The organism is Microbacterium sp. LMI1x-1-1.1 (assembly GCF_040676205.1).
GTDB classification, from domain to species: domain Bacteria; phylum Actinomycetota; class Actinomycetes; order Actinomycetales; family Microbacteriaceae; genus Microbacterium; species Microbacterium aquilitoris.
Genome location: NZ_JBEGHM010000001.1, coordinates 818,978 through 840,801 on the forward strand (window position 1 = coordinate 818,978; position 21,824 = coordinate 840,801).

The following is a 21,824-nucleotide window of genomic DNA, read 5'->3' on the forward strand; positions in this document are numbered from 1 at the left end:
CAGAGGGGGCGCCGGTCATTGCACGTCGGCCCGCTGATTGCGGGCGAATCCGATGGCGAGCGGGACGACCAGCCACAGCAGTCCGGCCGTCAGAGCCGGGCCGAGCTCGCCCGTGCCGCTGCCGGCCTCGGTGACGGCGGTCAGCCGGAACCACGAGCCGATGCCGTGCGGGATGAGCATGAGCAGCGGGTCGATCACGAATCCCTGCACGAGCGAGAACACGATGGCGATCGCGACGCGCTGCGTCGCCGCGCCGTACGCGATGCCCGACACGGTGCCGACGGCGGCGCTCCAGAGCAGGACCGCGATGCTCTCCGCATCCGCGTTCCACACGATGGTCGCCCCGGCCGCGAGCGCGAGGCCGGCGGTGAACACGACGGCCAGGACGGCGGCGATGGCGACGAGGACGGTGCACACGATGAGCGCCGTCAGCGCCTTGGCGAGGAAGACGATGTGCCGGCGCGGTTCGAGGGCGAACGTCGTCAGCACGTCTCGCGACTGCCAGTCGGCGGCCATGATGAAGATCGCCAGGATGGGGACGAACACGGTGACGGCCGCTCCCATGCCGAGGAGCGCGCCGGATATGCTCACCGATTCCGCGTCGACGAGCAGCGCGATCGCGGCGACACCGGCGCCGACGACGACCCAGAGCGCGGCGGTGAGGCCCAGCGCCCACCGCGTCCCCCGTGTCGTGCGGACGTTCCGCAGTTCGGCCCGCAGGCTGCGGCCGAAGCGGCCGGCCGTCTGCGGGGGGCTGTCAGCGAGGATCAAAGACGTCACCTTCCACTCGGTACTGGCCGCGCGTCAGGCGACGGTAGAGGTCGCTGATCGACTCGCGGTCCTCGGCGAGCTCGTCGAGCACGATGCGGTCGGCGATGCAGATCTCGCTGAGGGAGCGGGGGTCGATGCCTACCGAGAAGCGCCCGTCCTCGGGACGCACACTGAACGGGATGCCGCGGGTCGTGAGCGCGCGTCGCAGCAGGTCGGTGTCCGCAGCGGTCGCCGTCGCGTTCTTTTCGGCGGTGAGGTCGCCGACCTCGCCGGAGTAGCGGATGGCGCCCTCGCTGAGGACGACGATGCGATCGGCGAAGGTCTGGAGTTCCTGGAGGAGATGCGTCGAGACGAGGACGCAGCCGCCCGTCGTGTGCGCGTGATGGACCAGAGTCGATCGCAGCCAGTCGCCGGTCTCGATGTCGAGACCGTTCATGGGCTCGTCGAGGATGAGGTGTCGAGGCCGACCGACGAGCGCGACCGCGAGGGCGACCCGCTGCTTCATCCCGAGGGAGAGCGCGCCGAAGCGGCGACGTGCGGCAGAGGCCAGGCCGAGCGTGGCGATGAGTTCCCCGACCCGCTCGCGCGGTGAGCCGGTCAGGATGGCGGCCGTCGCGAGGGTGTCCTCGACACTGCGCCCGGGGTGGTGGGCGCCCGGGTCGAGAAGGGCTCCGACGGTACGGCCCGGCTGCGCGAGATCGCGGAAGAGGGCACCGTCGAACGTGGTCGATCCGGCGTCGGCGATCGTCAACCCGAGCATCGTGCGCATCGCGGTCGACTTGCCCGAGCCGTTGGGACCCAGCAGGCCCGTGACGGTGCCCGCGGGGATGTCGAAGGAGACGTCGTCGAGGACGCGCTTGACGCCGTACGTCTTCGAGACGCCCCTCACGCGGATGCCGGTGTCCGGTGTCTGCGGCATGGGTCGTCTCTCCTTCTCTTCTTACGTGGTCGTGGTGTCCCGATGGGACGGCGCGCACGTGGTGCCGTCCCATCGGGACAGATCTCAGCCGATGCCGAGGATCCGCAGGATGTAGTCGACGATCGTCGCGAACGAGATGCCCGCGTTGATCCACTCGAGCACGCGACGCCAGTTGTTGCGTGCCCACGCGGTGATGCGTCCGACCTGGCCGGCGACGGCACGGCCCCAGCGGCCGATGTTCGCGATGACCCACGCGATGAACCTCAGAACTGCCCCCATGATGTTTCCTCTCGATCCGTTGGTGTTTGTCAGTGACGCTGCGTTCGTGACCGCGATCGCAGCGCCGGAAGTGACGCTACCGACGGCTCGGGTCGCCGCTCTTGAGTCGAAAGGCCCCAGCGTTCGTGCGGGGGACGCAATCCGCATCCGCCTTTAGACGCAACGGGACCACCCGGGGTGCCGCCCCCGGATGGAATGCGCTCTCGCGCCGTATCGAGGTGCGCAGGCCGCGGCTAGGCTCCGAGGCGTTCCCACCCACATCGACGCGCGGCAGACACACGGTGCCCGTTCGTCCGCGACGTAAGGAATCCCATGGCTGACAAGAAGCGGACCGCCGCGGACGGCGCGGCATTCGCCGCACTCTTCATCGTCGCGCTGACGGTCAACATCTGCCTGGCCGTCTTCACCGACGTCGAGGTGATCCTGCGCTGGGGGATCACCGCCGTGGCCGGCATCGCCGCCGCGGCGACGGCCTACGCGATCGTGTCGCGCCGGAGCCGTTCGCGCAGCTGAGGGACGCCGCCCCGCTCAGGGGAGTCGGATGACGCCGGTGGTCGCGGCGTAGAGGAGGACCTGCACCCGATCGCGCACGCCCCACTTCGTCATGATCCGGCGCAGGTGCGACTTGACCGTCGCCTCGGACAGGAAGAGGTCCCGCCCGATCTCGGCGTTCGACATCCCCTTGGCGAGCAGCTCGAGGACGTCGAGCTCACGACGGGAGACCTGTTCCGCGGGGCTCAGTGTGACGGTGGGCTGACCCGCCTGCGCGCCGATCCGCCGGACGAGATCTCGGCCGGCGACCGACGACAGGACGAAGCCGCCGTGGTGCGCGCTGCGGACGGCCGCCGTGATGTGCTCCGGTTCGGAATCCTTCACGAGGAAGCCGACGGCGCCGACCCGGAGGGCGCCGGCCACCGTCTCGTCGGATCCGTAGGTCGTGATCGCGATGGTCCGTGCGGACGGCAGGTCGACCGACAACTGCTCGATCGCGCGGATGCCGTCGCCTCCCGGCATCCGGATGTCCATCAGGATCACGTCGGGCTTCAGTTCGAGGCTCAGGCGGACAGCGCTCGGTCCGTCGCTCGCCTCTCCTACGACCGTCATCCCCGGTTCTGCGTTCAAGAACACCTGGAGAGCCCGTCGGACGAGAGCCTCATCGTCGGCGATGAGAACTCGGATGGGGTCCATGCGATCAGCATAGGTGCCGGTTTTGCGTCTTGCGGTGACGGGATTGCGTCTTGAGCAGGAGCGTCCCCCGGCGCTCCTCGCGTCAGGATGGGCGCAGGGCGTGCCGGGAGCTCCTTCCGGCACGAAATCGAGATGGGGAGAGAAAGAATGTTCCGATGGATCCCGTTCGCGAGTCAGCCGACAAATCTGTGGACGCACCTGTGCCGGGTGCTGCGCATCTGCAACTGACCCGCGGCATGCACGGCGCGGGCGGAGCAGCCCGTGCCGTGCAGCGCGAGCTGTGGGACTACGTCCTCCCCCCGAAGGTCGCCCGCGCCATCCTGGCTCTGCTGCCCCTGCTCGCGGCGGTCGACGTCGTGTGGGCGCAGCTGACATCGGGGCCGTCGGTCTCGTGGCCGACGATCGCCGCCTCCGTGCTCACCAACGGCTCGATCATCGCGATGGCCTGGCGGCCCACGTGGGGAGCCATCGTCCTCGTGCTCGCCGGATTCGTCGCCGTCGTCGCGGGTCAGAGCGGTGAGTATCTGACCGCGGTCGCCATGAGCATCGGGGTCGTCTTCTACTGCTGCAGCGCCGTGTTCTCGACCGCGTACGGGGTCGCGGCCGTCGCTTGGGTGGCGGCGATCGCCACGGTGCCGCCGGGTCTCGACGTCGGCGGAGTGGTGGCCGTCTTCGTCGTCGGGCTCCTGTCGGCAACGGTCGGACGGGGCCTGCGTCGCGTCGTCCGCCGGAACGTCGTCCTCGCCTCGCAGGTCGACGCGCACGAGGCGCAGCTCGACGCGGCGCTGCTGGCGGAGCGCACCCGTATCGCCGACGAGCTCCACGACGTCATCGCGCACGAGATCTCCATCACCGTCATGCACGCCCGCGTCCTGGAGCGCACGGACGACCCCGAGATCCGCTCCAGCTCGCAGCGCGCGATCGTCGCGGCATCCGCTCAGGCGCTGACCGACACACGTCGCGTGCTGCAGCTCATCCACGGCAGGACGGGGACGGACGCCGTGACGGATGCCGGCGCCCCCGGCATCCGCCGAGAGATCGACTCCCTCGCCCAGAAGCTCCGCGACCTCGGGCACACGGTGCGGACGGAGGTCACCGGTGACGCGGCGCTCGCCGGCATCATCGAGACGACCCTCACCCGCGCCGCGCGGGAGGCGGTCACGAACATCGTGAAGCACGGCGCGCCGGCCATGACGATCGAGCTGTCGCTCGTGGTGACACCGCACACCGTCGTGCTGTCGGTGATCAACGATCCGCATCGCCCCGTGTCGGGTCAGCGCCCCGGTCCCGCATTCGGACTCGCCCGGCTTCGAGAGCGCGTCGAGGTGCTGAGCGGCACGTTCGCCGCAGGCCCTGACGAGGGTCGATGGCGCGTCCGCGTGGAGCTGCCCACGCGCTGATCAGCGTTTACGCCCGCGCCGACGCGCGTGTCAAGGTCTTGCCTTTTCGTCGCCTGAACCGGTTTAGTAGATCAGGTCCGCCACGAAGGAGTGACCGATGCCCCCCGAGACCCGCCCCACGATCGCGGATGTCGCGCGCGCGGCAGGCGTCAGCAAGGGCCTCGTCTCCTTCGCACTGAACGGTCGTCCCGGCGTCGCCGCCGAGACACGACAGCGCATCATGGACACCGCCGCCGAACTCGGCTGGACGCCGAGCCTGAGTGCCCGGTCCCTCAGCGTCGGGCGCGCCTTCGCCTGCGGACTGGTGATCGGGCGGAGCCCCGACGTCATCGCGGCCGACCCCTTCTTCCCCTCCTTCATCGCCGGGCTCGAAGACGAGTTCTCCGTCACCGGGCAGGCCCTCGTCCTCGCCGTCGCGAACCCGGGCCGTCAGGAGGAGGCCACCTACCGGGCGCTCGCCTCGGACCGACGCGTGGACGGCGTCATCCTCACCGACATCCGCGTCGCGGACCCGCGCATCGCGCTCCTCGCCGAAGTCGGGATCCCCGCCGTCACCCTCGGCGTCCCCGACGTCGCCTCGCCGTTCGCCTCGGTCTCGACGGACGACGGAGCCGGCATCCGTCTCGCCGTCGAGCACCTCGCCGGCCTCGGCCACCGCCGCGTCGGGCACGTCGCAGGGCCCTCCGGCATGCTCCACGCCCAACGCCGCCGCGACGCCTTCCTCGATGCCGCGGATGCCGCCGGCCTCGACGTCGTCGTCGTGGAGACCGACTTCAGCGCCGCCGACGGCGCGCGCGCCACGGCATCCCTCCTCGACGAGGGGACCCCGCCGACAGCCATCATCTACGCGAACGACAGCATGGCGGTCGCCGGCATGGGGATCGCCCACCAGCGCGGGCTGAGTGTGCCCGACGACCTCTCGATCACCGGATTCGACGACACCGAGATCGGCCGCTGGGTGCACCCCGCTCTCACGAGCGTCGCGACCGACGCCCGCGGCTGGGGCGTGGCCGCCGCGCGCACGCTGCTCGCCGCGATCGCCGGCGACGCGCCCACTCACCTCGACCTCCCCGATCCCACCCTCGCCGTCCGGGGTTCGACGGCACCTCCACGGGCGCGTGACGCGCGACCGACGACAGCAAGAGAGCACGAGTAACCGAACGAAGGAGCAGGACATGCAACGACGCATCCTCATCACGGCAGCCGGCGCAGCCGGTGTGCTGGCCCTCACCGCGTGCGGCGGCGGAGGCGGAGGTGGTGGCGGCGACCTCGAGAGCCGAGGCGACATCACCATCTGGTACTCCAACAACGAAGCCGAGATCGGCTGGGGCAAGAAGATGGTCGAGGCATGGAACGCCGACCACCCCGACGAGCAGGTCAAAGCGCAGGAGATCCCCGCCGGCGCCTCGAGCGAAGAGGTCATCGGGGCCGCGATCACCGCGGGCAACGCCCCGTGCCTCGTCTTCAACACCTCGCCCGCGGCGGTGCCGGGCTTCCAGCGCCAGGGGGGCCTCGTCGACCTGTCGACCTTCGAGGACGGCGACGACTACATCACGGCCCGCAGCGGCGACCTCGCCGACCAGTACCGCTCCGACGACGGCGATTTCTACCAGCTGCCGTGGAAGTCGAACCCGGTGATGATCTTCTACAACAAGGCCCTCTTCGAGAAGGCCGGGCTCGACCCCGAGAACCCGAAGCTGTCCACCTACGACGAGTTCCTCGAGACCGCCCGGACCCTCAAGGAGAAGGGCGTGTCCGAGTACGCGATCAACCCCGCCCCCACGAGCGAGTTCTTCCAGTCCTGGTTCGACTTCTACCCGCTCTACGCGGCGCAGACCGGAGGGACGCAGCTGCTCGAGGACGGCAAGGCGACGTTCGACGACGACAACGGCAAGGCCGTCGCCGACTTCTGGCGGACCCTCTACGAGGAGAAGCTCGCCGGCAACGAGCAGTACCAGGGCGACGCGTTCGCCGACGGGTACGCCGCCATGGCGATCGTGGGGCCGTGGGCGATCAGTGTGTACGGCGACTCGATCGAGTGGGGAGCCGTGCCGGTGCCGACGAAGGACGGCACCTCGGCGGGTGACACCTGGACGTTCAGCGACGCGAAGAACGTCGGCATGTTCACCGCGTGCAAGAGCAAGGGCACGGCCTGGGACGTCCTCAAGTTCGCCACCAGTGAGGAGCAGGACGGCGAGTGGCTGAAGGCCACCGGCCAGATGCCGCTGCGTCAGGACCTGACGGGTACCTATCCGGAGTACTTCGCCGACAACCCCGCCTACGAGCAGTTCGGCGATCAGGCCGCGCGCACCGTCGAGGTGCCCAACGTCGTCGGATCGGTGGAGATCTGGCAGGCCTTCCGTGACGGCTACTCGAAGTCGGTCATCTTCGGTGAGACGCCGGTCGATCAGTTCCTCTCCGACACCGCGGCAGAGGTCGACAAGCTGGCGGCGGGCTGAGATGACCGCCGTCGTCCCGGGTCGCGCCGGGTCCGATCCCGGCGCGACCCGCGGTGCCACCCCCGGGAAGGACGGGAAGGATGCCGCGCCTCGCCGCGGCATCCTCCACCGCCTCCTCGGCGCGCAGCCGCACGGGCTCCTCTTCTCGGCGCCCTACATCGTCTTCGTCCTGGTCGTCTTCGCCTACCCGGTGGTGTTCGCCGTCTGGATGTCGTTCCAGGACTACTTCTTCGCCGCCCCGGGGGCCGTGGTCGACCGGCCGTTCGTCGGCTTCGACAACTACGTCACGGCGCTCAGCGACCCCGAGGTCTGGCGGTCGTTCGGCAACGTCGGGATCTTCCTGATCATCAACGTGCCGCTGACGGTCGTGCTGTCGATCCTGCTGGCGACGGCGCTCGACCGCGTCACGAGGGCGCGGACCTTCTTCCGGGTGAGCTACTACGTGCCGTACGTCACGGCATCCGTCGCCGTCGTCGCGGTCTGGCTCTTCCTCTTCGCCCGCGGCGGACTCGTCAACAACGTGCTCGGACCGCTCGCGCCCGATCCGTCGTGGCTCGTGAACTCGTCGCTGGCGATGCCGACCATCGCGATCTTCGTGACGTGGAAGGGGCTCGGGTTCTACATCCTGCTCTACCTCGCCGCCCTCCAGAACGTGCCGCGCGAGCTGTACGAATCAGTGTCGATGGACGGCGGCGGGAAGATGCGGCAGTTCTTCTCGGTGACGGTGCCGAGCGTTCGGCCGGCGACGCTGCTCGTCGTCCTGCTCGCCACGATCACCGGGGCGAACCTCTTCACCGAGCCGTATCTGCTGACCGGTGGCGGCGGTCCCAACGGAGCCTCGACGTCGCCCGTGCTGCTCATGTACCAGCGCGGCATCGAGCAGCAGAACCCCGACGTCGCCGCCGCGATCGGCGTCGTACTGATCGTGTTCGTCCTGGCCATCGCTGCCCTGCAGCGCAAGCTCGTGGGAGGTGAGGAGCGATGAAGCGCGCACTCGGGTCGAAGATCGCGATGTACACGGCGCTGTCGATCGGTGCGCTCGCGTTCCTGTTCCCGTTCTTCTACATGATCGTCGGCTCGCTGCAGACGAACGTCGATCCGACGCCGGCGGGGGCGTTCCCCAACCCGGCGAATCTGACGCTCGACAACTACGCCGCCATCAACGGGCGCATCGACCTGCTGCAGGGGCTCGCCAACTCGGGCATCTTCACCGGCGGGGTGATCCTCGGCACGGTCGTCTTCGGCGTCCTGGCCGGATACGCCCTGGCGATCCTCCGCTGGCGGGGACGCGGGGCGACGTTCGCCCTCGCCCTCCTGGTGCAGGTCGTACCGTTCCAGCTGCTGATGATCCCGCTCTACGTCATGATCGCCCGGGATTACGGCCTGGCCGACAGCTACCTCGGCATGATCCTGCCGTTCTTCATCAACTCGACGGCGGTGGTGATCTTCCGGCAGTACTTCCTGCAGCTGCCCAAGGAGCTCTTCGACGCCGCGAGGATCGACGGCTCGAACGAGTTCCGTCTGCTGTGGAGCGTGGCGCTGCCCCTCGTGCGACCGGCGCTGCTGACGGTCGTGCTGCTGACCTTCATCGGGCCGTGGAACGAGTTCCTGTGGCCGTTCCTCATCACGAAGGATGCCGAGATGCAGCCGCTCGCGGTGTCTCTCGCGAATTTCATCTCGAACATCGCGGCATCCACCGCGAACCCGTTCGGGGCGATGATGGCCGGTGCCGTGGTGCTGGCCGGCCCCGCCGTCGTGCTGTTCCTCGTGTTCCAGCGCTACTTCACGTCCAACGACCTCGGATCCGGAGTGAAAGGTTGACCATGACCACCGAGACCCACGTGCCCTACCGACTCACCCGCATGGGGGTCGTGATGACCCCCGCCGCGGGCGATCCGAACGAGGTCGAGGGGGTGTTGAACCCCGGTTCCGGCCGCGGCCCCGACGGGGAGCTCTACCTGCTGCCGCGACTCGTGGCCGACGGCAACGTGTCGCGCGTGGGCCTGGCCCGCGTCGTCGTGGAGGACGGGGTGCCGACCCGCGTCGAACGCGAGGGCGTCGTCCTCGAACCCGACCGGGGGTGGGAGCTCGGGGTCGGCAACGCCGGCGTCGAGGACCCCCGGGTCACCTGGATCGAGACGCTCGGGCTGCACGTCATGACCTACGTCGCCTACGGGCCCCTCGGCCCGCGCACGGCGATCGCGGTGTCGAGCGACCTGCGCGAGTGGCGCCGACTCGGGCCGGCGCTGTTCCGGTACCAGGACGACCTCGACATGGACCTGAACCTGTTCCACAACAAGGACACCGTGTTCTTCCCCGAGCCGGTCACCGCGCCCGACGGACGGCAGGCGCTCGCCGTCCTCCACCGCCCCATGTGGGACCTCGGCGAGACGAAGCCCGGCCAGGGCGTCCGCGTCCCGGCGGGCGTCGAGGACGAACGGCAGTCGATCTGGATCAGCTACATCCCCCTCGCCGACGTCCGCGACGACCTCGCGGCGCTGACCCTGTGGGAGCAGCACCGCTTCGTCGCCGGCCCGGAGTTCCCGTTCGAGGCGCTGAAGATCGGCGGGGGACCGCCGCCGCGCCGCATCCCGGAAGGCTGGCTCGTCCTGCACCACGGTGTGACGGGCGTGCTCGAGAGCGCCTTCGCGCAGCAGCAGAAGGTCAACTACGCCGCCGGGGCGCTCATCCTCGACGCCGACGACCCCTCGACGGTCGTCGCCCGCACTCCGGAGCCGCTGCTGGCACCGGAGACAGACGACGAGCGGAGCGGCATCGTGCCGAACGTCGTCTTCCCGACCGCGATCGAAGAGGTCGACGGTCGCCTGTTCGTGTTCTACGGCATGGCCGACTCGAAGATCGGCGTCGCCCTGCTCGAACGCACCGACTGATCGCGTGCCGAGTGCAGGTCCCCTCGGCCATCGGGCGCCCTGAAGCGCTCCGATCCGACTCTGGACCTGCACTCGGCACCGCAACGAAAGGAATCCCCCCGTGAACACCTCCGCACACCGTCGTGCGAGGACCGTCGGCCTCACCGCGCTCGCCGCGCTCGCCCTGACCGTCCCGCTCGGCGTCACCGCCGCTGCCGCGGCGCCCGCCGACCCTCCCGTCACGAACCTCGCGCACCTCGACTTCCTGCTCGACGCAGCGACGCCGCCCGCCGACGTCGACGGGCACAGCACCTACCGACAGGCCGAGGAGCCCGCGCTCGTCATGCCGTGGACCTATGCCGATGCCCGGGACGGTGGAACGTTCGAGCGGGTCGGCGGCGGACCCCTCGACCCCGAGACCGGCTACTGGGGCCAGGGGGCCTACAACGCCGACGACATCACCCGTGCCGCCGTGGTCTACATCCGCCACTGGGAGCTCACCGGCGACGACGACAGTCGCGACACCGCGTATGAACTGCTCCGCTCGGTCGCGTACTTCCAGACGACCGATGGTCCGGATGCCGGCAACGTCGTCCTCTGGATGCAGCCCGACGGCACCTTCAATCCCTCTCCCGAGCCCGTCGAGCTCCCCGACCCGTCCGACAGCGGGCCGAGCTACTGGCTCGCCCGCACCCTGTGGGCGCTCGGCGAGGGCTACGCCGCGTTCAAGGACGAGGACCCCGCCTTCGCCGCCTTCCTCGACGACCGCTTCGACCTCTCTCTCGGCGCGCTGAACCGCCAGGTCCTGTCCAGGTACGGCACCTGGACGGTCTCGGACGGCAAGCGCGTGCCGGCCTGGCTCATCACGAACGGGGCGGATGCCTCGGCTGAGGCCGTGCTCGGGTTGGCGGCGCGTGTCGCCGCGAGTCCCGACCGGGCCTCGGCGACGGCGCTCCGCCAGCTCGCGAAGGGCATCGCCGCGATGTCGGACGGGTCGACGCGGGAGTGGCCGTACCGAGCCGTGCTGCCGTGGGCGGAGTCTCCGGCGATCTGGCACGCGTGGGGCTCGCAGATGCCGGCGGCGCTGGCCGCGGCATCCATTGTCCTGAAGGACCATGCGCTCGCTCGTCCCGCCGTCGCGGATGCGACGAGCTTCACGACCACCCTGCTCACGGCGGGTGGACCCGACAACGGGTGGAACCCGAGCCCGGTCGACCGGGTGCAGATCGCCTATGGGGCCGACTCGCGGGTGCAGTCGGTCCTGGCGGTCGCCGACGCGACCGGGTCGGAGGGGTTCGAGGACCTCGCGGCGATGCAGGCCGCCTGGTTCTTCGGCGCCAACCACGCCGGTCAGCGCATGTACGACCCGGCGACCGGCGTCACCTACGACGGTCTGCAGCCGGACGGCACCGTCAACCGCAACAGTGGTGCGGAGTCCACGATCCACGGGTTGCTCACCGCGCTCGCGCTCGACGCCCACCCGGACGTCCGGCGTCAGGCCCTCTCGCTGACCGAGGTCGGCGACCGCGAGGGGCTCACGTGGATCGAGGCGGAGGATGCCGCCCGCACGACGGGTGAGATCTCGACGCCGGAGTCGTGGACGGGCGAGTCGAGCTGGTCGGGCGACAAGCTGACGCTGTCGCGCGGTGAGACCGCGGTGTTCGACGTCGGTACGGCGGGCACGGATCGGTGGATCGAGCCCGTGGTCTGGTCGGAGGTCGGCGAACGTACGTCGTCGACGTGGACGAGCGACCGCGGCCGACTGGGGAGCCTGCAGCTCACCGGTCCTCGGCAGGGGATCTCACCGACACCGGGTGCGATGCATCCGCACACGCTGCAGAAGGCCCTGCCCGGTTCGCGTGACGAGCTGCGCGTCGTGTCGACGCGCGGCGAGGTGCAGCTCGACGGCATCCTCGTCCGGCCGTTCGTCTCCCGCCTCGTGCTCGAGGGCGACGGCGGTGCGCGCACCGAACTCGTGCACTCGGCGGCGCGCTCGCCGCAGAAGGTCAGGGTGGGCGCCGGCGACCTCGCGGTCTACGACGACCGCGGGCGCGAAGTGCGCGCCAAGAAGGACCGCACGGGCGTCCTCACCCTGCCCGCCGGCGGCTTCGCGATCGTCGATCGGTGACGATCCGACCGGGCCGTGGGATGCCGCGGCCCGGTCATCGCCGGAAGGCCCAGTCGGGCAGGTGGGCGTGCGCCACGAACGATCGCACGATCTCGCCGAGTCCGTGCTCGCGTTCGAGGCGCAGCGCCGCCGCGGCATAGCGGTCGGCGTGGGTGGAGCGTCCGAGCGACCAGGCGAGCCACGCGGCCGTCGCCAGCGGGCCCGCCCGGTGGGCCTCGGGAGTGCGGGCGGCCACGTGGCGCACCAGTTCGAGCGCCGCCTCGAGCCGGGTCGGGTCGGGCCGTTGGCTCTCGCCCCACATGACCGACGCCAGGTCGGCGGGGTACTCCTCGCCGTCCTCCCACCGGCGTTGCGCGTCGAGGGCGGCATCCCCTCCGGCCCGGTCGGTCGCCCACTGCACGATCCCGACGTCCCGAAGCGACGGACGTGCGAGACACCACGCGAGCACGGCCGTCCGCATCGGGTCGAGGTGTGCGGCATCCCACGTCAGGCAGGTCTCGAACAGGGCGGGCAGGTCGTCGAGCGCGCAGCCAGCCTCGAGCGCCGCCGGATCGATGCGCGTCGGGGCATCCGCCAGAGCCGGGATGCCGCACAGCACGGCCAGCGCCGACTCGAGCGACTGCAGCGCGGCGGCGACGTCCGCGACGATGGCGGGGTCCGCGGTCGGCAATGCGGCGCCGTCGTGCTGGTCGTGGTCGAGGCGGGGCAGGTGACGCTCGAGTTCTGCGAGCGCGCGGCCGCCGCGCGGGAGCCGCTCGTCGTAGTGCGAGCCCCAGCCGTCCCCGGCGACGGTGAGCGCGTCGACGATCCCGAGTCCGCAGGTCGCCGCCGCCCGTTCGAGCGCCTCGGCCAGGTCGCCGTGGGGGAGTCGGTGACGAGCGGATGCCGCCGTGTAGACGACCGCGGTGAAACCATCGGCATCCGACACCCGGCAGATCATGCCGACGACGGTCGACGCGACGGGATCGAGCGGAGCGCCCCGGGGTGGCAGGTCGATGCGCAGGGCGCCGAGACTGCGCCCGCGGGTCATCGGGACGACGACGAGGCTCTCGGTGGGGGTGAACCCGAGCAGGCGGGGGACGAGGGCGAGGAAGTGCGCGGAATCCGCGGCGGTGACGATGGTCGACATGGCCCCACGGTCGTCGGGCGGGACCCCTCGCGGGCGCGAGGATGCGAGGCTGTGGACGATCCGCCGAGGATGCCCCCGGTTAGGGGAGCTCCGCGCCGTCCGGCCGCACCGGCACATTACGATGGAGACATGGATGAGGTCTGGAGCGCGGTCATCTGGGGACTGATCCCCACGATCGTGGTGGCCGGGCTCTTCGCCTTCGTGATCCGCAGCATCCTTCGCATGGACCGCACCGAGCGAAAGCTCTACGCGCAGGTCGAGGCCGAGGAGCGGAGCAAGCGAGGTCTTCCTCCCCGCGACGAAACCGCCGGTCGATCCGCCAAACGATAGGCTGACCCCACACTCTCTGGGGGCCTCGTGATCAGCATCAGCGTCGACTGGACGTGGACGTGGTGGATCGTCCTCGTCCTCCTGTTCGACATCTCGGTGCGCGCCATCGCGGTCTTCATCATCCCGCGCAACCGCCGCCCGACCGCGGCGATGGCCTGGCTGCTGGCGATCTACTTCATCCCGGTCTTCGGCATCCTCCTCTTCCTCCTCATCGGCAACCCGCGTCTTCCGCGCAAGCGCCGCAAGGAGCAGGAGTCGATCAACGACGCCTTCCGTGCCGCGAGCGAGGGTCTCGACTTCGGCACGCTCCGCCCCGACGCCCCCGAGTGGTTCACGCAGCTGGTCGGCCTGAACCGCAAGCTCGGCGCTCTCCCCATGGCCGGGGACAACGGGGCGCAGATCATCTCGGACTACCAGGGCAGCCTCGACACGATGGCGTCCGAGATCGACCGCGCCCAGCGCTACGTCCACGTCGAGTTCTACATCCTGCAGTCCGACGGCGCCACCGACGGCTTCTTCGCCGCCCTCGAGCGCGCGGCCGCCCGCGGGGTGAGGGTCCGAGTGCTGCTCGACCACTGGGCGAACCGTTGGAAGCCGAACTATCACGCGACACTCGCGCGCCTCGAGCGGATGGGCGCCGAGTGGCACCTGATGCTTCCGGTGCAGCCGCTGAAGGGCAAGTACCAGCGGCCCGACCTGCGCAACCACCGCAAGCTGCTCGTGATCGACGGCGTCGTGGGCTACGTCGGTTCGCAGAACGTCACCGACCGCAGCTACAACCTGAAGACGAACCTGCGCCGCGGGCTGCAGTGGGTCGACCTGATGGTCCGCGTCGACGGGCCGGTCGTGGCATCCCTCTCGGCCGTGTTCGTCTCGGATTGGTACGGCGAGACCGGCGAGGTGTTCGCGGTCGAATCCGACTTCCTGATGGATGCCGGGACCGGCGACCTCGACTGCCAGATCGTCCCGAGCGGGCCGGGGTTCGAATACGAGAACAACCTGAAGCTGTTCCTGAGCCTCATCTTCGGCGCGAAGAAGAAGATCGTCATGGTCAGCCCGTACTTCGTGCCCGACGAGGGACTGCTCCTCGCGATCCAGACCGCCTGCCACCGCGGCGTCGAGGTCGAGCTGTTCGTGTCCGAAGAGGGCGATCAGGCGATGGTCTACCACGCGCAGCGCAGCTACTACGAGCAGCTGCTCGCGACCGGTGTGAAGATCTGGATGTACAAGCGGCCTTACATCCTGCACTCCAAGTCGATGTCGATCGACGAAGAGGTCGCCGTGGTCGGGTCGAGCAACATGGACATGCGCTCGTTCGGCCTCAACCTCGAGGTGACGATGCTCGTCCGAGGGGCGGAGTTCGTCGAGCAGCTCCGCACGGTCGAGGACCAGTACCGCGGCATGTCGCGCGAGCTGACGATCGCTGAATGGGAGAAGCGGCCTATGCGATCGGTCGTGCTCGACAACCTCGCCCGGCTGACGTCGGCGCTGCAGTAGGGGTTCCTCCCCGGCGGGCGAATTTCCGCCGTTGCGCACACAGGGCGGGGCGCGGCATCCGTTTGCCATTCGCATCAGCGACCGTGACGGGATGCGCGCGCGATCCCTCACAGACGGGCTCGGGGAGCCGTTCTCGGTCGCGCAGGCGCGCGCGGCGGGAGTGAACCGGTCGCGACTGCGGGCCGCGGACCTGACACGTCCGTTCCACGGCGTACGGTCGACGGCTGTTCCCGACGGCGACCTTGCGCAGATGGTCGCGGCCTACGCCTGCGCGATGAGCCCGCACGTCTTCTTCAGTCACGTGACGGCCGCGGAATTGTGGGGGATGCCGCTTCCCTCCTCCGCGGGTGGGCCGCTGCACGTCTCCGTGCGCGCGCCGCATCGCGCGCCAGCCGGGGCCGGTGTGGTGGGACACGCGGTGCACCCGTCGATGGTGGGGGTGGTGCGGCATCCGCTGTTCGGGGTGCCGGTGACGTCGCCCGCGACGACCTGGGCGATGCTCGGGGGTGCGCTCGGGAACGTGCGCGATCTGGTCGCGACCGCGGATGCCGCTGTGCGCGAGCCGATGCACCCGGCCGATCCGCCGCCGCTCACGACGCGGACGCAGCTCGAGCGGGCGGTGGCGGCTGGCCGCCGTGTCGGCGCCGCGCGTCTGCGCGAGGCGTTGCCGCGGGTCTCGGTGCGGTCGAGGTCGCGGCCCGAGACGTGGCTGCGCCTGATCGTGGTGGACGCCGGTTTCCCGCCTCCGGCCGTGAACCATGACGTCGTCGCTCGGGGGATGTGGTTGGCGCAGGTGGATCTCGCGTACCCGGCTCGGCGCGTGGCGCTCGAGTACGAGGGCGAGCATCATCTGACCGATCCGGCGCAGTGGGCCGCCGACCTCGCGCGCTACGACCGACTGGTCGAGGCCGGGTGGCGGGTGCTGCGGGTGACGAAGGGCGACGTGTTCGGAGACCCGCGTGACCTGCTCGCGCGACTGGGGCGGGCTCTGGCCTGAGGTGTGCGGCTGGGTGCGCGGCGGTGCGTGGTCGGTCGCGCGGCGCGGGCGTTCGGTCGCGCCGAATGGCGGGTGCGCGGGCGCGAATGGCGGGTGCGCGAGCCTCGAGGTCGCCATATGGCGCGAGTGAATGTGTGGGTTGCCCGGGCATGCGAGATGCGGGTGCGGGTGTGCTCGCCCGAGCTCAGTCGCGCCGTATGGCGGGTAGACGGGTGCGGAGGTCGCGACATGGCGCGAGTGAATCCCGGGGCGTGCGTTCAGTCGCGCCGTATGGCGGATACACGGACGCGGAGGTCGCCATTCGGCGCGACCGAACGCGCAACGCCACACGACGCGCGGCGGGCTCAGTCCGCGCGCACGAGCAGCTCGCCGACCTCGCAGTCGAGGGCACGGCAGATCGCCGACAGGGTCGAGTACCGGATCGCGCGGGCGCGGTCGTTCTTGAGGATCGACAGGTTCACGACCGACACCCCGACGATCTCGGACAGGCGCGTCAGCGTCATCCCACGCTCCGCGAGCAGTTCGTCGAGTCGACAGTGGATGCCGGTGAGCTCGTCCTCCTCGGTCGGACTCACACGAGCCCCTCGGTGTCGCGCTGCAGTCGCTCGCCCTGCGCGAAGGTGCTCGCCAGCACGGCCGCGGCGACGGCGACCAGCAGGATCGGCAGCAGGGGCAGCAGATCGAGCATCGACAGCGTCTCGAACCGGATTCCGAGGGATTGCATCGCGTGCTGTCGCCCCATCCCGTCGACGATCGGCCACGCGAACACGGCCGCCGTCAGCGTTCCGGCGATCACCGCAAGCGCACGGGTGGCGCCCCCGGCGAACACGCGTCCCCGGCGCACGGCGAGAGCGACGCGCATGAGCGCTGCGGCCACGACCACGCTCGCGACGGCGACGAGCAGGACCGCCGCGATCATCCAGGAACGGCCGCCGACGCCGAGATCGGGCGCCCGGACGCTCACGGTATCCACCGTCGCCCCCACCGAGAGTCCCAGTGCAGCGGATGCCGCATCCGCCCCGACCGTCACGGCAGGGCCCTCGGGGCCAAGGATCTCGGTGATGCGGAACACAGCGACGGCCACCGCCGCGAGGGAGGCGGCGACGCCGTAGACGACGAGGTCCAACGCGCCCGTGGTCCGGGTCCCGGCGGCCATCAGATGAGCCCCGTCACGTCCCGCTGGAGGCGGGAGCCGTAGCGGAAGAACGCAGCCAGAGCAGCGAGGCCGAGGCCTGCCGCGATGGGCCAGAACGGGAAGGTGATGAGGAGGTTGGCCTGCGGAACCCAGGCGGCGAAAGGGTCTTCGATCCCGGGAATGTCTTTCCAGGATCTGCCCGTCACCTCGAATACCTGCGACGACGCCACGCTTCCCGCGATGTCTCCGAATACCTGCGCAAGAGTGCCGCCGGCAGTGACGCACACGGCCGCCACCGAAGCCATCCGCGCAACCACCGGAGCGAATCCGCGGCCGGACAGGAGGTGGGAGCACGCAACGGCGACAAGAGCGGCGATCGACGCGGGCACCAGCCAGGCAGCGACCTGACTGATCGCCCAGGTGATCCGTGCGGCAGGGTTCAGACCCGCCACGTCGAGCGTCACGGAATCGAAGCCGCCGCTCACGCGCGTGGCCTCCGTCGGCTCGGCACGGACCTGGCTGGGCAGTTCTGGCCAGAAGCTTTGAATCGGCATGGTGATCGACACTGTCGGCGAGAGGAGGATGAACAGGAGCGTGACGAGTGCGCCGACGGCCGACACTCCGGCCCACACGACAGCCACGATCTGGGTGACGCGCACCAAGGACGTCGGGTCCTTCTGTTCGCGTCGACGCTCACCCGCAGCAAGGACGAACGCGAGGATCATCGCCGCGATCAGGATCACGACGAGCATCGCGGCCATGCCGATCATCCAGGTGAATCCGCCCACGTCACACCAACCCTTCGGTCTCGCGCTGCAACCTCGCGCCCTGCTGGAAGATCACGCTCAGCGCCCCGAGCCCCAGCGCCACACCGAGCGGCCATGCCGGTGGGTTCAGGCTGAACGCCCTCGGCGCCGTCACCGGGGAGTCGGCGATCGGCTCCGCCAGGACGGATTGCGCAACCAGGAACGAGCCGACGTCGTTGAGGAGAGACCCGAGCGTGCCGGCCACGAGCACGACGATCGCGCTCACGAGCAGCCACCGCGCGGAGCGAGCGGCGAACGGCGCTCGTGTCAGGGCGCGCTGGCCGAGGACGGCGATCACTACTCCTGGGACCGCCGCGACGAGCAGAGAGAGGACGCTCCCGAAGCCGAGCAGCGCACGCAGTCCGCCGTCGAGGCCACTGACCGTGGCGCTTGCCGAATCGGCGACCGCGCAGTGCAGCACAGCGCCCTCACCTGTGATCCCGCCGCCGCGCGACTGGCACGGGAGCTCGGTCGGCCACCTGAGCGTGACAGGCATCTGAGTCAGGTCGTAAGGGCCGCCGGACACCCAGCGGATGGTCGTCACGACGATCCCGAGCACCACGATCGCCACCCACACGCGGGCCATCGCAGCGATCACGTCGAGCAGGACCGACGGAGACTTCCGGCGCCGCGCATCCCACACCATCAGCCCGACGATCGCCGCGACGATCGCGAGCCCGATGGCGCCCCACAACAGCACGCTCGGCATGTCCGTCCCAGAAACCATTCCCGCCCCCATAACGACATTCGTTGTTATCGACAAACGTTATGCCCACGGATGCCGCGGCCGCAAGCCCCGGCATCCCGTATGCCCACGGCGAACACGGGCATACCGGCATCCCGCCGTCGTTAGCCTCTACGTAAGACGCCGCCAGTGCGTCGAGTGGAGGTGGAGACGATGTTCGAGAGATTCACAGACCGTGCACGTCGTGTGGTGGTGCTCGCCCAAGAAGAGGCGAAGATGCTGAACCACAACTACATCGGCACGGAGCACATCCTCCTCGGCCTGATCCACGAGGGTGAAGGCGTCGCCGCCAAGGCCCTCGAGAGCCTGGGCATCTCGCTCGACGCCGTGCGCGAGCAGGTCCAGGACATCATCGGGCAGGGGCAGCAGCAGCCGACGGGTCACATCCCGTTCACGCCGCGTGCCAAGAAGGTGCTCGAGCTGTCGCTGCGCGAAGCGCTGCAGCTGGGCCACAACTACATCGGCACCGAGCACATCCTGCTCGGGCTCATCCGCGAGGGTGAGGGCGTCGCCGCGCAGGTTCTCGTCAAGCTCGGCGCCGACCTGAACAAGGTGCGCCAGCAGGTCATCCAGCTGCTCAGCGGCTACCAGGGCAAGGAGCCCGCGGGCGTCGCTTCCGGCGCCGGCGAGCAGGCCCAGGCCACGGCGCAGGGCGGCTCCGCCGTCCTCGACCAGTTCGGCCGCAACCTCACGCAGGCAGCGCGCGACAACAAGCTCGACCCCGTCATCGGGCGCGAGAAGGAGATCGAGCGCGTGATGCAGATCCTGTCGCGCCGCTCGAAGAACAACCCCGTCCTCATCGGTGAGCCCGGTGTCGGCAAGACCGCCGTCGTCGAGGGCCTCGCCCAGGCGATCGTCAAGGGCGAAGTTCCCGAGACGCTCAAGGACAAGCAGGTCTACTCGCTCGACCTCGGTTCGCTCATCGCCGGTTCCCGCTACCGCGGTGACTTCGAGGAGCGCCTGAAGAAGGTCACCAAGGAGATCCGCACGCGCGGCGACATCATCGTCTTCATCGACGAGATCCACACCCTCGTGGGTGCGGGTGCCGCCGAGGGCGCGATCGACGCCGCCAGCATCCTGAAGCCGCTGCTCGCCCGCGGTGAGCTGCAGACGATCGGTGCGACGACGCTCGACGAGTACCGCAAGCACTTCGAGAAGGATGCCGCGCTGGAGCGCCGTTTCCAGCCGATCCAGGTGGCGGAGCCGAGCCTTCCCCACGCGATCAACATCCTGAAGGGCCTGCGCGACCGCTACGAGGCTCACCACAAGGTGCAGATCACCGACGGCGCCATCGTCGCCGCGGCGAACCTCTCCGACCGGTACGTCTCGGACCGCTTCCTGCCCGACAAGGCCATCGACCTGATCGACGAGGCCGGCGCACGCCTGCGTCTGTCGATCCTGTCCAGCCCGCCGGAGCTGCGCGAATTCGACGAGAAGATCGCCAAGGTCCGCGAGGACAAGGAAGCCGCCAGCGAGGAGCAGGACTTCGAGAAGGCAGCCTCCCTGCGCGACGAGGAGAAGTCGCTCCTGGCCGAGCGTCTGCGCCTCGAGAAGCAGTGGCGCTCGGGTGACGTCGCGTCGCACGCGGTCGTCGACGAGGGTCTGATCGCCGAGGTGCTGGCGCAGGCCACCGGCATCCCCGTCTTCAAGCTCACCGAAGAGGAGACCAGCCGTCTCGTCTTCATGGAGAAGGCCTTGCACCAGCGCGTCATCGGTCAGGAGGAGGCCATCGCGGCCCTCTCCCGCACGATCCGTCGCCAGCGTGCCGGACTCAAGGACCCGAACCGCCCCTCGGGCTCGTTCATCTTCGCCGGCCCCACGGGCGTCGGTAAGACCGAGCTCGCCAAGGCGCTCGCCGAGTTCCTCTTCGACGACGAGGGCGCGCTGATCTCCCTCGACATGTCGGAGTTCGGCGAGAAGCACACGGTCTCGCGACTGTTCGGTGCCCCTCCCGGGTTCGTCGGCTTCGAAGAGGGCGGCCAGCTCACCGAGAAGGTGCGCCGCAAGCCGTTCTCCGTGGTCCTCTTCGACGAGATCGAGAAGGCCCACCCGGACATCTTCAACTCGCTGCTGCAGATCCTCGAAGAGGGTCGACTGACCGATGGTCAGGGCCGCGTGGTCGACTTCAAGAACACCGTGATCATCATGACGACGAACCTCGGTTCGTCGGCGATCGCCGGTGGTCCGGTCGGCTTCCAGGTCGAGGGCAACTCGCAGACGACCTACGAGCGGATGAAGGGCAAGGTCGACGAGGAGCTGAAGCGTCACTTCAAGCCCGAGTTCCTCAACCGTGTCGACGACGTCATCGTCTTCCCGCAGCTCAACAAGGCCGAGCTGCGCCAGATCGTGACGCTGTTCACGAAGCGCCTCAGCGAGCGTCTGCTCGACCGTGACATGACGGTGGAGCTGACGGATGCCGCCAAGGACCGCCTCATCGAGATCGGGTTCGACCCGACCCTGGGTGCCCGGCCCCTGCGCCGCGCCATGCAGCGCGAGGTCGAGGACCAGCTCTCCGAGCGCATCCTCCGTGGCGAGCTGAACGCCGGCGACCACGTCGCGGTAGACGTCCAGAACAACGCCTTCGTCTTCGCGACGACCCGCCAGGAAGGCCGCGAAGCGGTCGGTGTGGGCGCCGCGGGCGAGATCACCGCGAGCCCGGACATCATCGCCGGGTCGTAAGCGACACGAACGACAGGGGTCGGATGCCGAGAGGCATCCGACCCCTTCGTCGTTCAGTCCCGGCGGACCAGGAAGACGTCGACCTCGTCCTCGCTGTCGAGGATGAAGCCGTGACGCTCGTAGAGGCGGCGGGCCGGGCTCTGCTGCAGGACATTGATGCGCCAAGGTCTCGGGTGGTCTTCGGCGAGGACCGACTGCAGGACCTGCGTCCCCACACCGTGCCCCTGCACACGCTCGTCCAGATAGAAGTGCTCGATCCACGTACCGTCCGGGGCCGAGCGGACGGCGACGCAACCGGCATCCGCCCCGTCGACGACGATCACCCGGGTGAGGGCGGGGTCGAACGCGGCGAGGAAGCGCTGACGGACTCGTTCGGGGCTGAAGACGCCGAGGCGTTCGAGGTCGGGGCGCATGACGACGGCGCGGAGTTCAGCAATCCACGTCGCGTCTGCGGGCGTCGAAGGTCGGGTCGTCCAGCGCATCCGTCCATTC

Annotated in this window: 22 protein-coding genes; 12 read left to right on the forward strand and 10 right to left on the reverse strand. The window is 69.6% G+C overall.

What is annotated here, in order from left to right:
• Positions 1 to 15: 15 nt before the first annotated feature.
• From MRBLMI1x_RS04010 to MRBLMI1x_RS04020, 3 genes are all read right to left on the reverse strand, one after another.
• Positions 16 to 780 (reverse strand): ABC transporter permease, encoded by a 765-nt coding sequence (locus MRBLMI1x_RS04010; RefSeq protein ID WP_363456313.1) that lies wholly within the window; start codon positions 778 to 780, stop codon positions 16 to 18.
• Positions 758 to 1,690 carry an ATP-binding cassette domain-containing protein gene (locus MRBLMI1x_RS04015; RefSeq protein ID WP_116227964.1) on the reverse strand — a complete coding sequence of 311 codons (933 nt, stop codon included), beginning with the start codon at positions 1,688 to 1,690 and terminating at the stop codon, positions 758 to 760. The genes MRBLMI1x_RS04010 and MRBLMI1x_RS04015 overlap by 23 nt, the downstream gene beginning before the upstream one ends.
• An 84-nt stretch (positions 1,691 to 1,774) precedes the next feature.
• Positions 1,775 to 1,969, reverse strand: a complete 195-nt coding sequence (locus tag MRBLMI1x_RS04020; protein WP_018185747.1) for an aureocin A53 family class IId bacteriocin — start codon at positions 1,967 to 1,969, stop codon at positions 1,775 to 1,777.
• Positions 1,970 to 2,281: 312 nt separating this feature from the next.
• Between MRBLMI1x_RS04020 and MRBLMI1x_RS04025 the strand changes: the two genes are divergently transcribed.
• On the forward strand, positions 2,282 to 2,482 hold the full coding sequence (locus MRBLMI1x_RS04025; RefSeq protein ID WP_018185746.1) for a hypothetical protein: 201 nt from the start codon (positions 2,282 to 2,284) through the stop codon (positions 2,480 to 2,482).
• A gap of 15 nt (positions 2,483 to 2,497) precedes the next feature.
• Here MRBLMI1x_RS04025 and MRBLMI1x_RS04030 read toward each other — a convergent pair whose 3' ends face one another.
• Positions 2,498 to 3,157, reverse strand: a complete 660-nt coding sequence (locus MRBLMI1x_RS04030) for a response regulator (protein ID WP_018185745.1) — start codon at positions 3,155 to 3,157, stop codon at positions 2,498 to 2,500.
• 155 nt (positions 3,158 to 3,312) lie between these two features.
• Here MRBLMI1x_RS04030 and MRBLMI1x_RS04035 point away from each other — a divergent pair, with 155 nt between their 5' ends.
• The 7 genes from MRBLMI1x_RS04035 (at position 3,313) to MRBLMI1x_RS04065 (ending at position 12,014) form a co-directional block, all read left to right on the forward strand.
• The gene (locus tag MRBLMI1x_RS04035) at positions 3,313 to 4,557 is read left to right on the forward strand and encodes a sensor histidine kinase (protein ID WP_363456318.1); all 1,245 of its coding nucleotides are present in this window, start codon (positions 3,313 to 3,315) and stop codon (positions 4,555 to 4,557) included.
• Between the two features lie 97 nt (positions 4,558 to 4,654).
• A complete protein-coding gene (locus tag MRBLMI1x_RS04040; protein WP_363456321.1) occupies positions 4,655 to 5,713 on the forward strand; it encodes a LacI family DNA-binding transcriptional regulator in 1,059 nt (352 codons plus the stop codon).
• 19 nt (positions 5,714 to 5,732) lie between these two features.
• Entirely contained in the window at positions 5,733 to 7,016 is a 1,284-nt protein-coding gene (locus MRBLMI1x_RS04045; protein ID WP_363456324.1) for an extracellular solute-binding protein, read from the forward strand.
• 1 nt (position 7,017) lies between these two features.
• On the forward strand, positions 7,018 to 8,001 hold the full coding sequence (locus MRBLMI1x_RS04050; protein WP_363456327.1) for a carbohydrate ABC transporter permease: 984 nt from the start codon (positions 7,018 to 7,020) through the stop codon (positions 7,999 to 8,001).
• Positions 7,998 to 8,837 carry a carbohydrate ABC transporter permease gene (locus MRBLMI1x_RS04055; RefSeq protein WP_018185740.1) on the forward strand — a complete coding sequence of 280 codons (840 nt, stop codon included), beginning with the start codon at positions 7,998 to 8,000 and terminating at the stop codon, positions 8,835 to 8,837. The genes MRBLMI1x_RS04050 and MRBLMI1x_RS04055 overlap by 4 nt, the downstream gene beginning before the upstream one ends.
• 2 nt (positions 8,838 to 8,839) lie before the next feature.
• Positions 8,840 to 9,907, forward strand: coding sequence for a glycosidase (locus MRBLMI1x_RS04060; RefSeq protein ID WP_336126457.1), 1,068 nt, complete (start codon positions 8,840 to 8,842; stop codon positions 9,905 to 9,907).
• A 100-nt stretch (positions 9,908 to 10,007) separates the two neighbouring features.
• Positions 10,008 to 12,014 carry a hypothetical protein gene (locus tag MRBLMI1x_RS04065; protein WP_363456332.1) on the forward strand — a complete coding sequence of 669 codons (2,007 nt, stop codon included), beginning with the start codon at positions 10,008 to 10,010 and terminating at the stop codon, positions 12,012 to 12,014.
• Between the two features lie 34 nt (positions 12,015 to 12,048).
• On the opposite strand, the gene MRBLMI1x_RS04070 is transcribed toward MRBLMI1x_RS04065, so the two are convergent.
• Positions 12,049 to 13,143: a DUF4192 family protein gene (locus tag MRBLMI1x_RS04070; RefSeq protein WP_363456335.1), complete on the reverse strand. Its 1,095-nt coding sequence runs from the start codon at positions 13,141 to 13,143 to the stop codon at positions 12,049 to 12,051.
• Positions 13,144 to 13,272: 129 nt separating this feature from the next.
• Here MRBLMI1x_RS04070 and MRBLMI1x_RS04075 point away from each other — a divergent pair, with 129 nt between their 5' ends.
• The 3 genes from MRBLMI1x_RS04075 to MRBLMI1x_RS04085 all read left to right on the forward strand — a co-directional run bounded on the left by MRBLMI1x_RS04075 (position 13,273) and on the right by MRBLMI1x_RS04085 (position 15,967).
• On the forward strand, positions 13,273 to 13,473 hold the full coding sequence (locus MRBLMI1x_RS04075) for a hypothetical protein (RefSeq protein ID WP_020097796.1): 201 nt from the start codon (positions 13,273 to 13,275) through the stop codon (positions 13,471 to 13,473).
• Between the two features lie 27 nt (positions 13,474 to 13,500).
• Positions 13,501 to 14,970: a cardiolipin synthase gene (gene cls, locus MRBLMI1x_RS04080; RefSeq protein ID WP_363456339.1), complete on the forward strand. Its 1,470-nt coding sequence runs from the start codon at positions 13,501 to 13,503 to the stop codon at positions 14,968 to 14,970.
• Positions 14,971 to 15,061: 91 nt separating this feature from the next.
• Positions 15,062 to 15,967 carry an endonuclease domain-containing protein gene (locus MRBLMI1x_RS04085; RefSeq protein ID WP_363456342.1) on the forward strand — a complete coding sequence of 302 codons (906 nt, stop codon included), beginning with the start codon at positions 15,062 to 15,064 and terminating at the stop codon, positions 15,965 to 15,967.
• Positions 15,968 to 16,311: 344 nt separating this feature from the next.
• On the opposite strand, the gene MRBLMI1x_RS04090 is transcribed toward MRBLMI1x_RS04085, so the two are convergent.
• From MRBLMI1x_RS04090 to MRBLMI1x_RS04105, 4 genes are read right to left on the reverse strand one after another with little or no spacing between them, the layout of a single operon-like run.
• A complete protein-coding gene (locus tag MRBLMI1x_RS04090; protein ID WP_018185733.1) occupies positions 16,312 to 16,542 on the reverse strand; it encodes a helix-turn-helix domain-containing protein in 231 nt (76 codons plus the stop codon).
• Positions 16,539 to 17,123 carry a hypothetical protein gene (locus MRBLMI1x_RS04095; protein ID WP_363456345.1) on the reverse strand — a complete coding sequence of 195 codons (585 nt, stop codon included), beginning with the start codon at positions 17,121 to 17,123 and terminating at the stop codon, positions 16,539 to 16,541. The genes MRBLMI1x_RS04090 and MRBLMI1x_RS04095 overlap by 4 nt, the downstream gene beginning before the upstream one ends.
• A complete protein-coding gene (locus MRBLMI1x_RS04100) occupies positions 17,123 to 17,890 on the reverse strand; it encodes a hypothetical protein (RefSeq protein WP_363456348.1) in 768 nt (255 codons plus the stop codon). The genes MRBLMI1x_RS04095 and MRBLMI1x_RS04100 overlap by 1 nt, the downstream gene beginning before the upstream one ends.
• Position 17,891: 1 nt before the next feature.
• Positions 17,892 to 18,635 (reverse strand): hypothetical protein, encoded by a 744-nt coding sequence (locus MRBLMI1x_RS04105; RefSeq protein ID WP_363456351.1) that lies wholly within the window; start codon positions 18,633 to 18,635, stop codon positions 17,892 to 17,894.
• A 171-nt stretch (positions 18,636 to 18,806) separates the two neighbouring features.
• Here MRBLMI1x_RS04105 and MRBLMI1x_RS04110 point away from each other — a divergent pair, with 171 nt between their 5' ends.
• Positions 18,807 to 21,332, forward strand: a complete 2,526-nt coding sequence (locus MRBLMI1x_RS04110) for an ATP-dependent Clp protease ATP-binding subunit (RefSeq protein ID WP_026302767.1) — start codon at positions 18,807 to 18,809, stop codon at positions 21,330 to 21,332.
• Between the two features lie 53 nt (positions 21,333 to 21,385).
• Here MRBLMI1x_RS04110 and MRBLMI1x_RS04115 read toward each other — a convergent pair whose 3' ends face one another.
• Positions 21,386 to 21,814, reverse strand: coding sequence for a GNAT family N-acetyltransferase (locus MRBLMI1x_RS04115; RefSeq protein ID WP_363456354.1), 429 nt, complete (start codon positions 21,812 to 21,814; stop codon positions 21,386 to 21,388).
• Positions 21,815 to 21,824: the final 10 nt, after the last annotated feature.

Bases quoted from the DNA above. Each gene is read 5' to 3' on its own strand.
- MRBLMI1x_RS04075 (WP_020097796.1), top strand. From the start codon at position 13,273: ATGGATGAGGTCTGGAGCGCGGTCATCTGGGGACTGATCCCCACGATC.
- MRBLMI1x_RS04045 (WP_363456324.1), top strand. From the start codon at position 5,733: ATGCAACGACGCATCCTCATCACGGCAGCCGGCGCAGCCGGTGTGCTG.
- MRBLMI1x_RS04070 (WP_363456335.1), bottom strand. From the start codon at position 13,143: ATGTCGACCATCGTCACCGCCGCGGATTCCGCGCACTTCCTCGCCCTC.
- MRBLMI1x_RS04035 (WP_363456318.1), top strand. From the start codon at position 3,313: ATGGATCCCGTTCGCGAGTCAGCCGACAAATCTGTGGACGCACCTGTG.
- MRBLMI1x_RS04040 (WP_363456321.1), top strand. From the start codon at position 4,655: ATGCCCCCCGAGACCCGCCCCACGATCGCGGATGTCGCGCGCGCGGCA.
- MRBLMI1x_RS04115 (WP_363456354.1), bottom strand. From the start codon at position 21,814: ATGCGCTGGACGACCCGACCTTCGACGCCCGCAGACGCGACGTGGATT.
- MRBLMI1x_RS04055 (WP_018185740.1), top strand. From the start codon at position 7,998: ATGAAGCGCGCACTCGGGTCGAAGATCGCGATGTACACGGCGCTGTCG.
- MRBLMI1x_RS04025 (WP_018185746.1), top strand. From the start codon at position 2,282: ATGGCTGACAAGAAGCGGACCGCCGCGGACGGCGCGGCATTCGCCGCA.
- MRBLMI1x_RS04110 (WP_026302767.1), top strand. From the start codon at position 18,807: ATGTTCGAGAGATTCACAGACCGTGCACGTCGTGTGGTGGTGCTCGCC.
- MRBLMI1x_RS04050 (WP_363456327.1), top strand. From the start codon at position 7,018: ATGACCGCCGTCGTCCCGGGTCGCGCCGGGTCCGATCCCGGCGCGACC.
- MRBLMI1x_RS04085 (WP_363456342.1), top strand. From the start codon at position 15,062: ATGCGCGCGCGATCCCTCACAGACGGGCTCGGGGAGCCGTTCTCGGTC.
- MRBLMI1x_RS04060 (WP_336126457.1), top strand. From the start codon at position 8,840: ATGACCACCGAGACCCACGTGCCCTACCGACTCACCCGCATGGGGGTC.
- MRBLMI1x_RS04105 (WP_363456351.1), bottom strand. From the start codon at position 18,635: ATGGTTTCTGGGACGGACATGCCGAGCGTGCTGTTGTGGGGCGCCATC.
- MRBLMI1x_RS04095 (WP_363456345.1), bottom strand. From the start codon at position 17,123: ATGGCCGCCGGGACCCGGACCACGGGCGCGTTGGACCTCGTCGTCTAC.
- MRBLMI1x_RS04020 (WP_018185747.1), bottom strand. From the start codon at position 1,969: ATGGGGGCAGTTCTGAGGTTCATCGCGTGGGTCATCGCGAACATCGGC.
- MRBLMI1x_RS04015 (WP_116227964.1), bottom strand. From the start codon at position 1,690: ATGCCGCAGACACCGGACACCGGCATCCGCGTGAGGGGCGTCTCGAAG.
- MRBLMI1x_RS04030 (WP_018185745.1), bottom strand. From the start codon at position 3,157: ATGGACCCCATCCGAGTTCTCATCGCCGACGATGAGGCTCTCGTCCGA.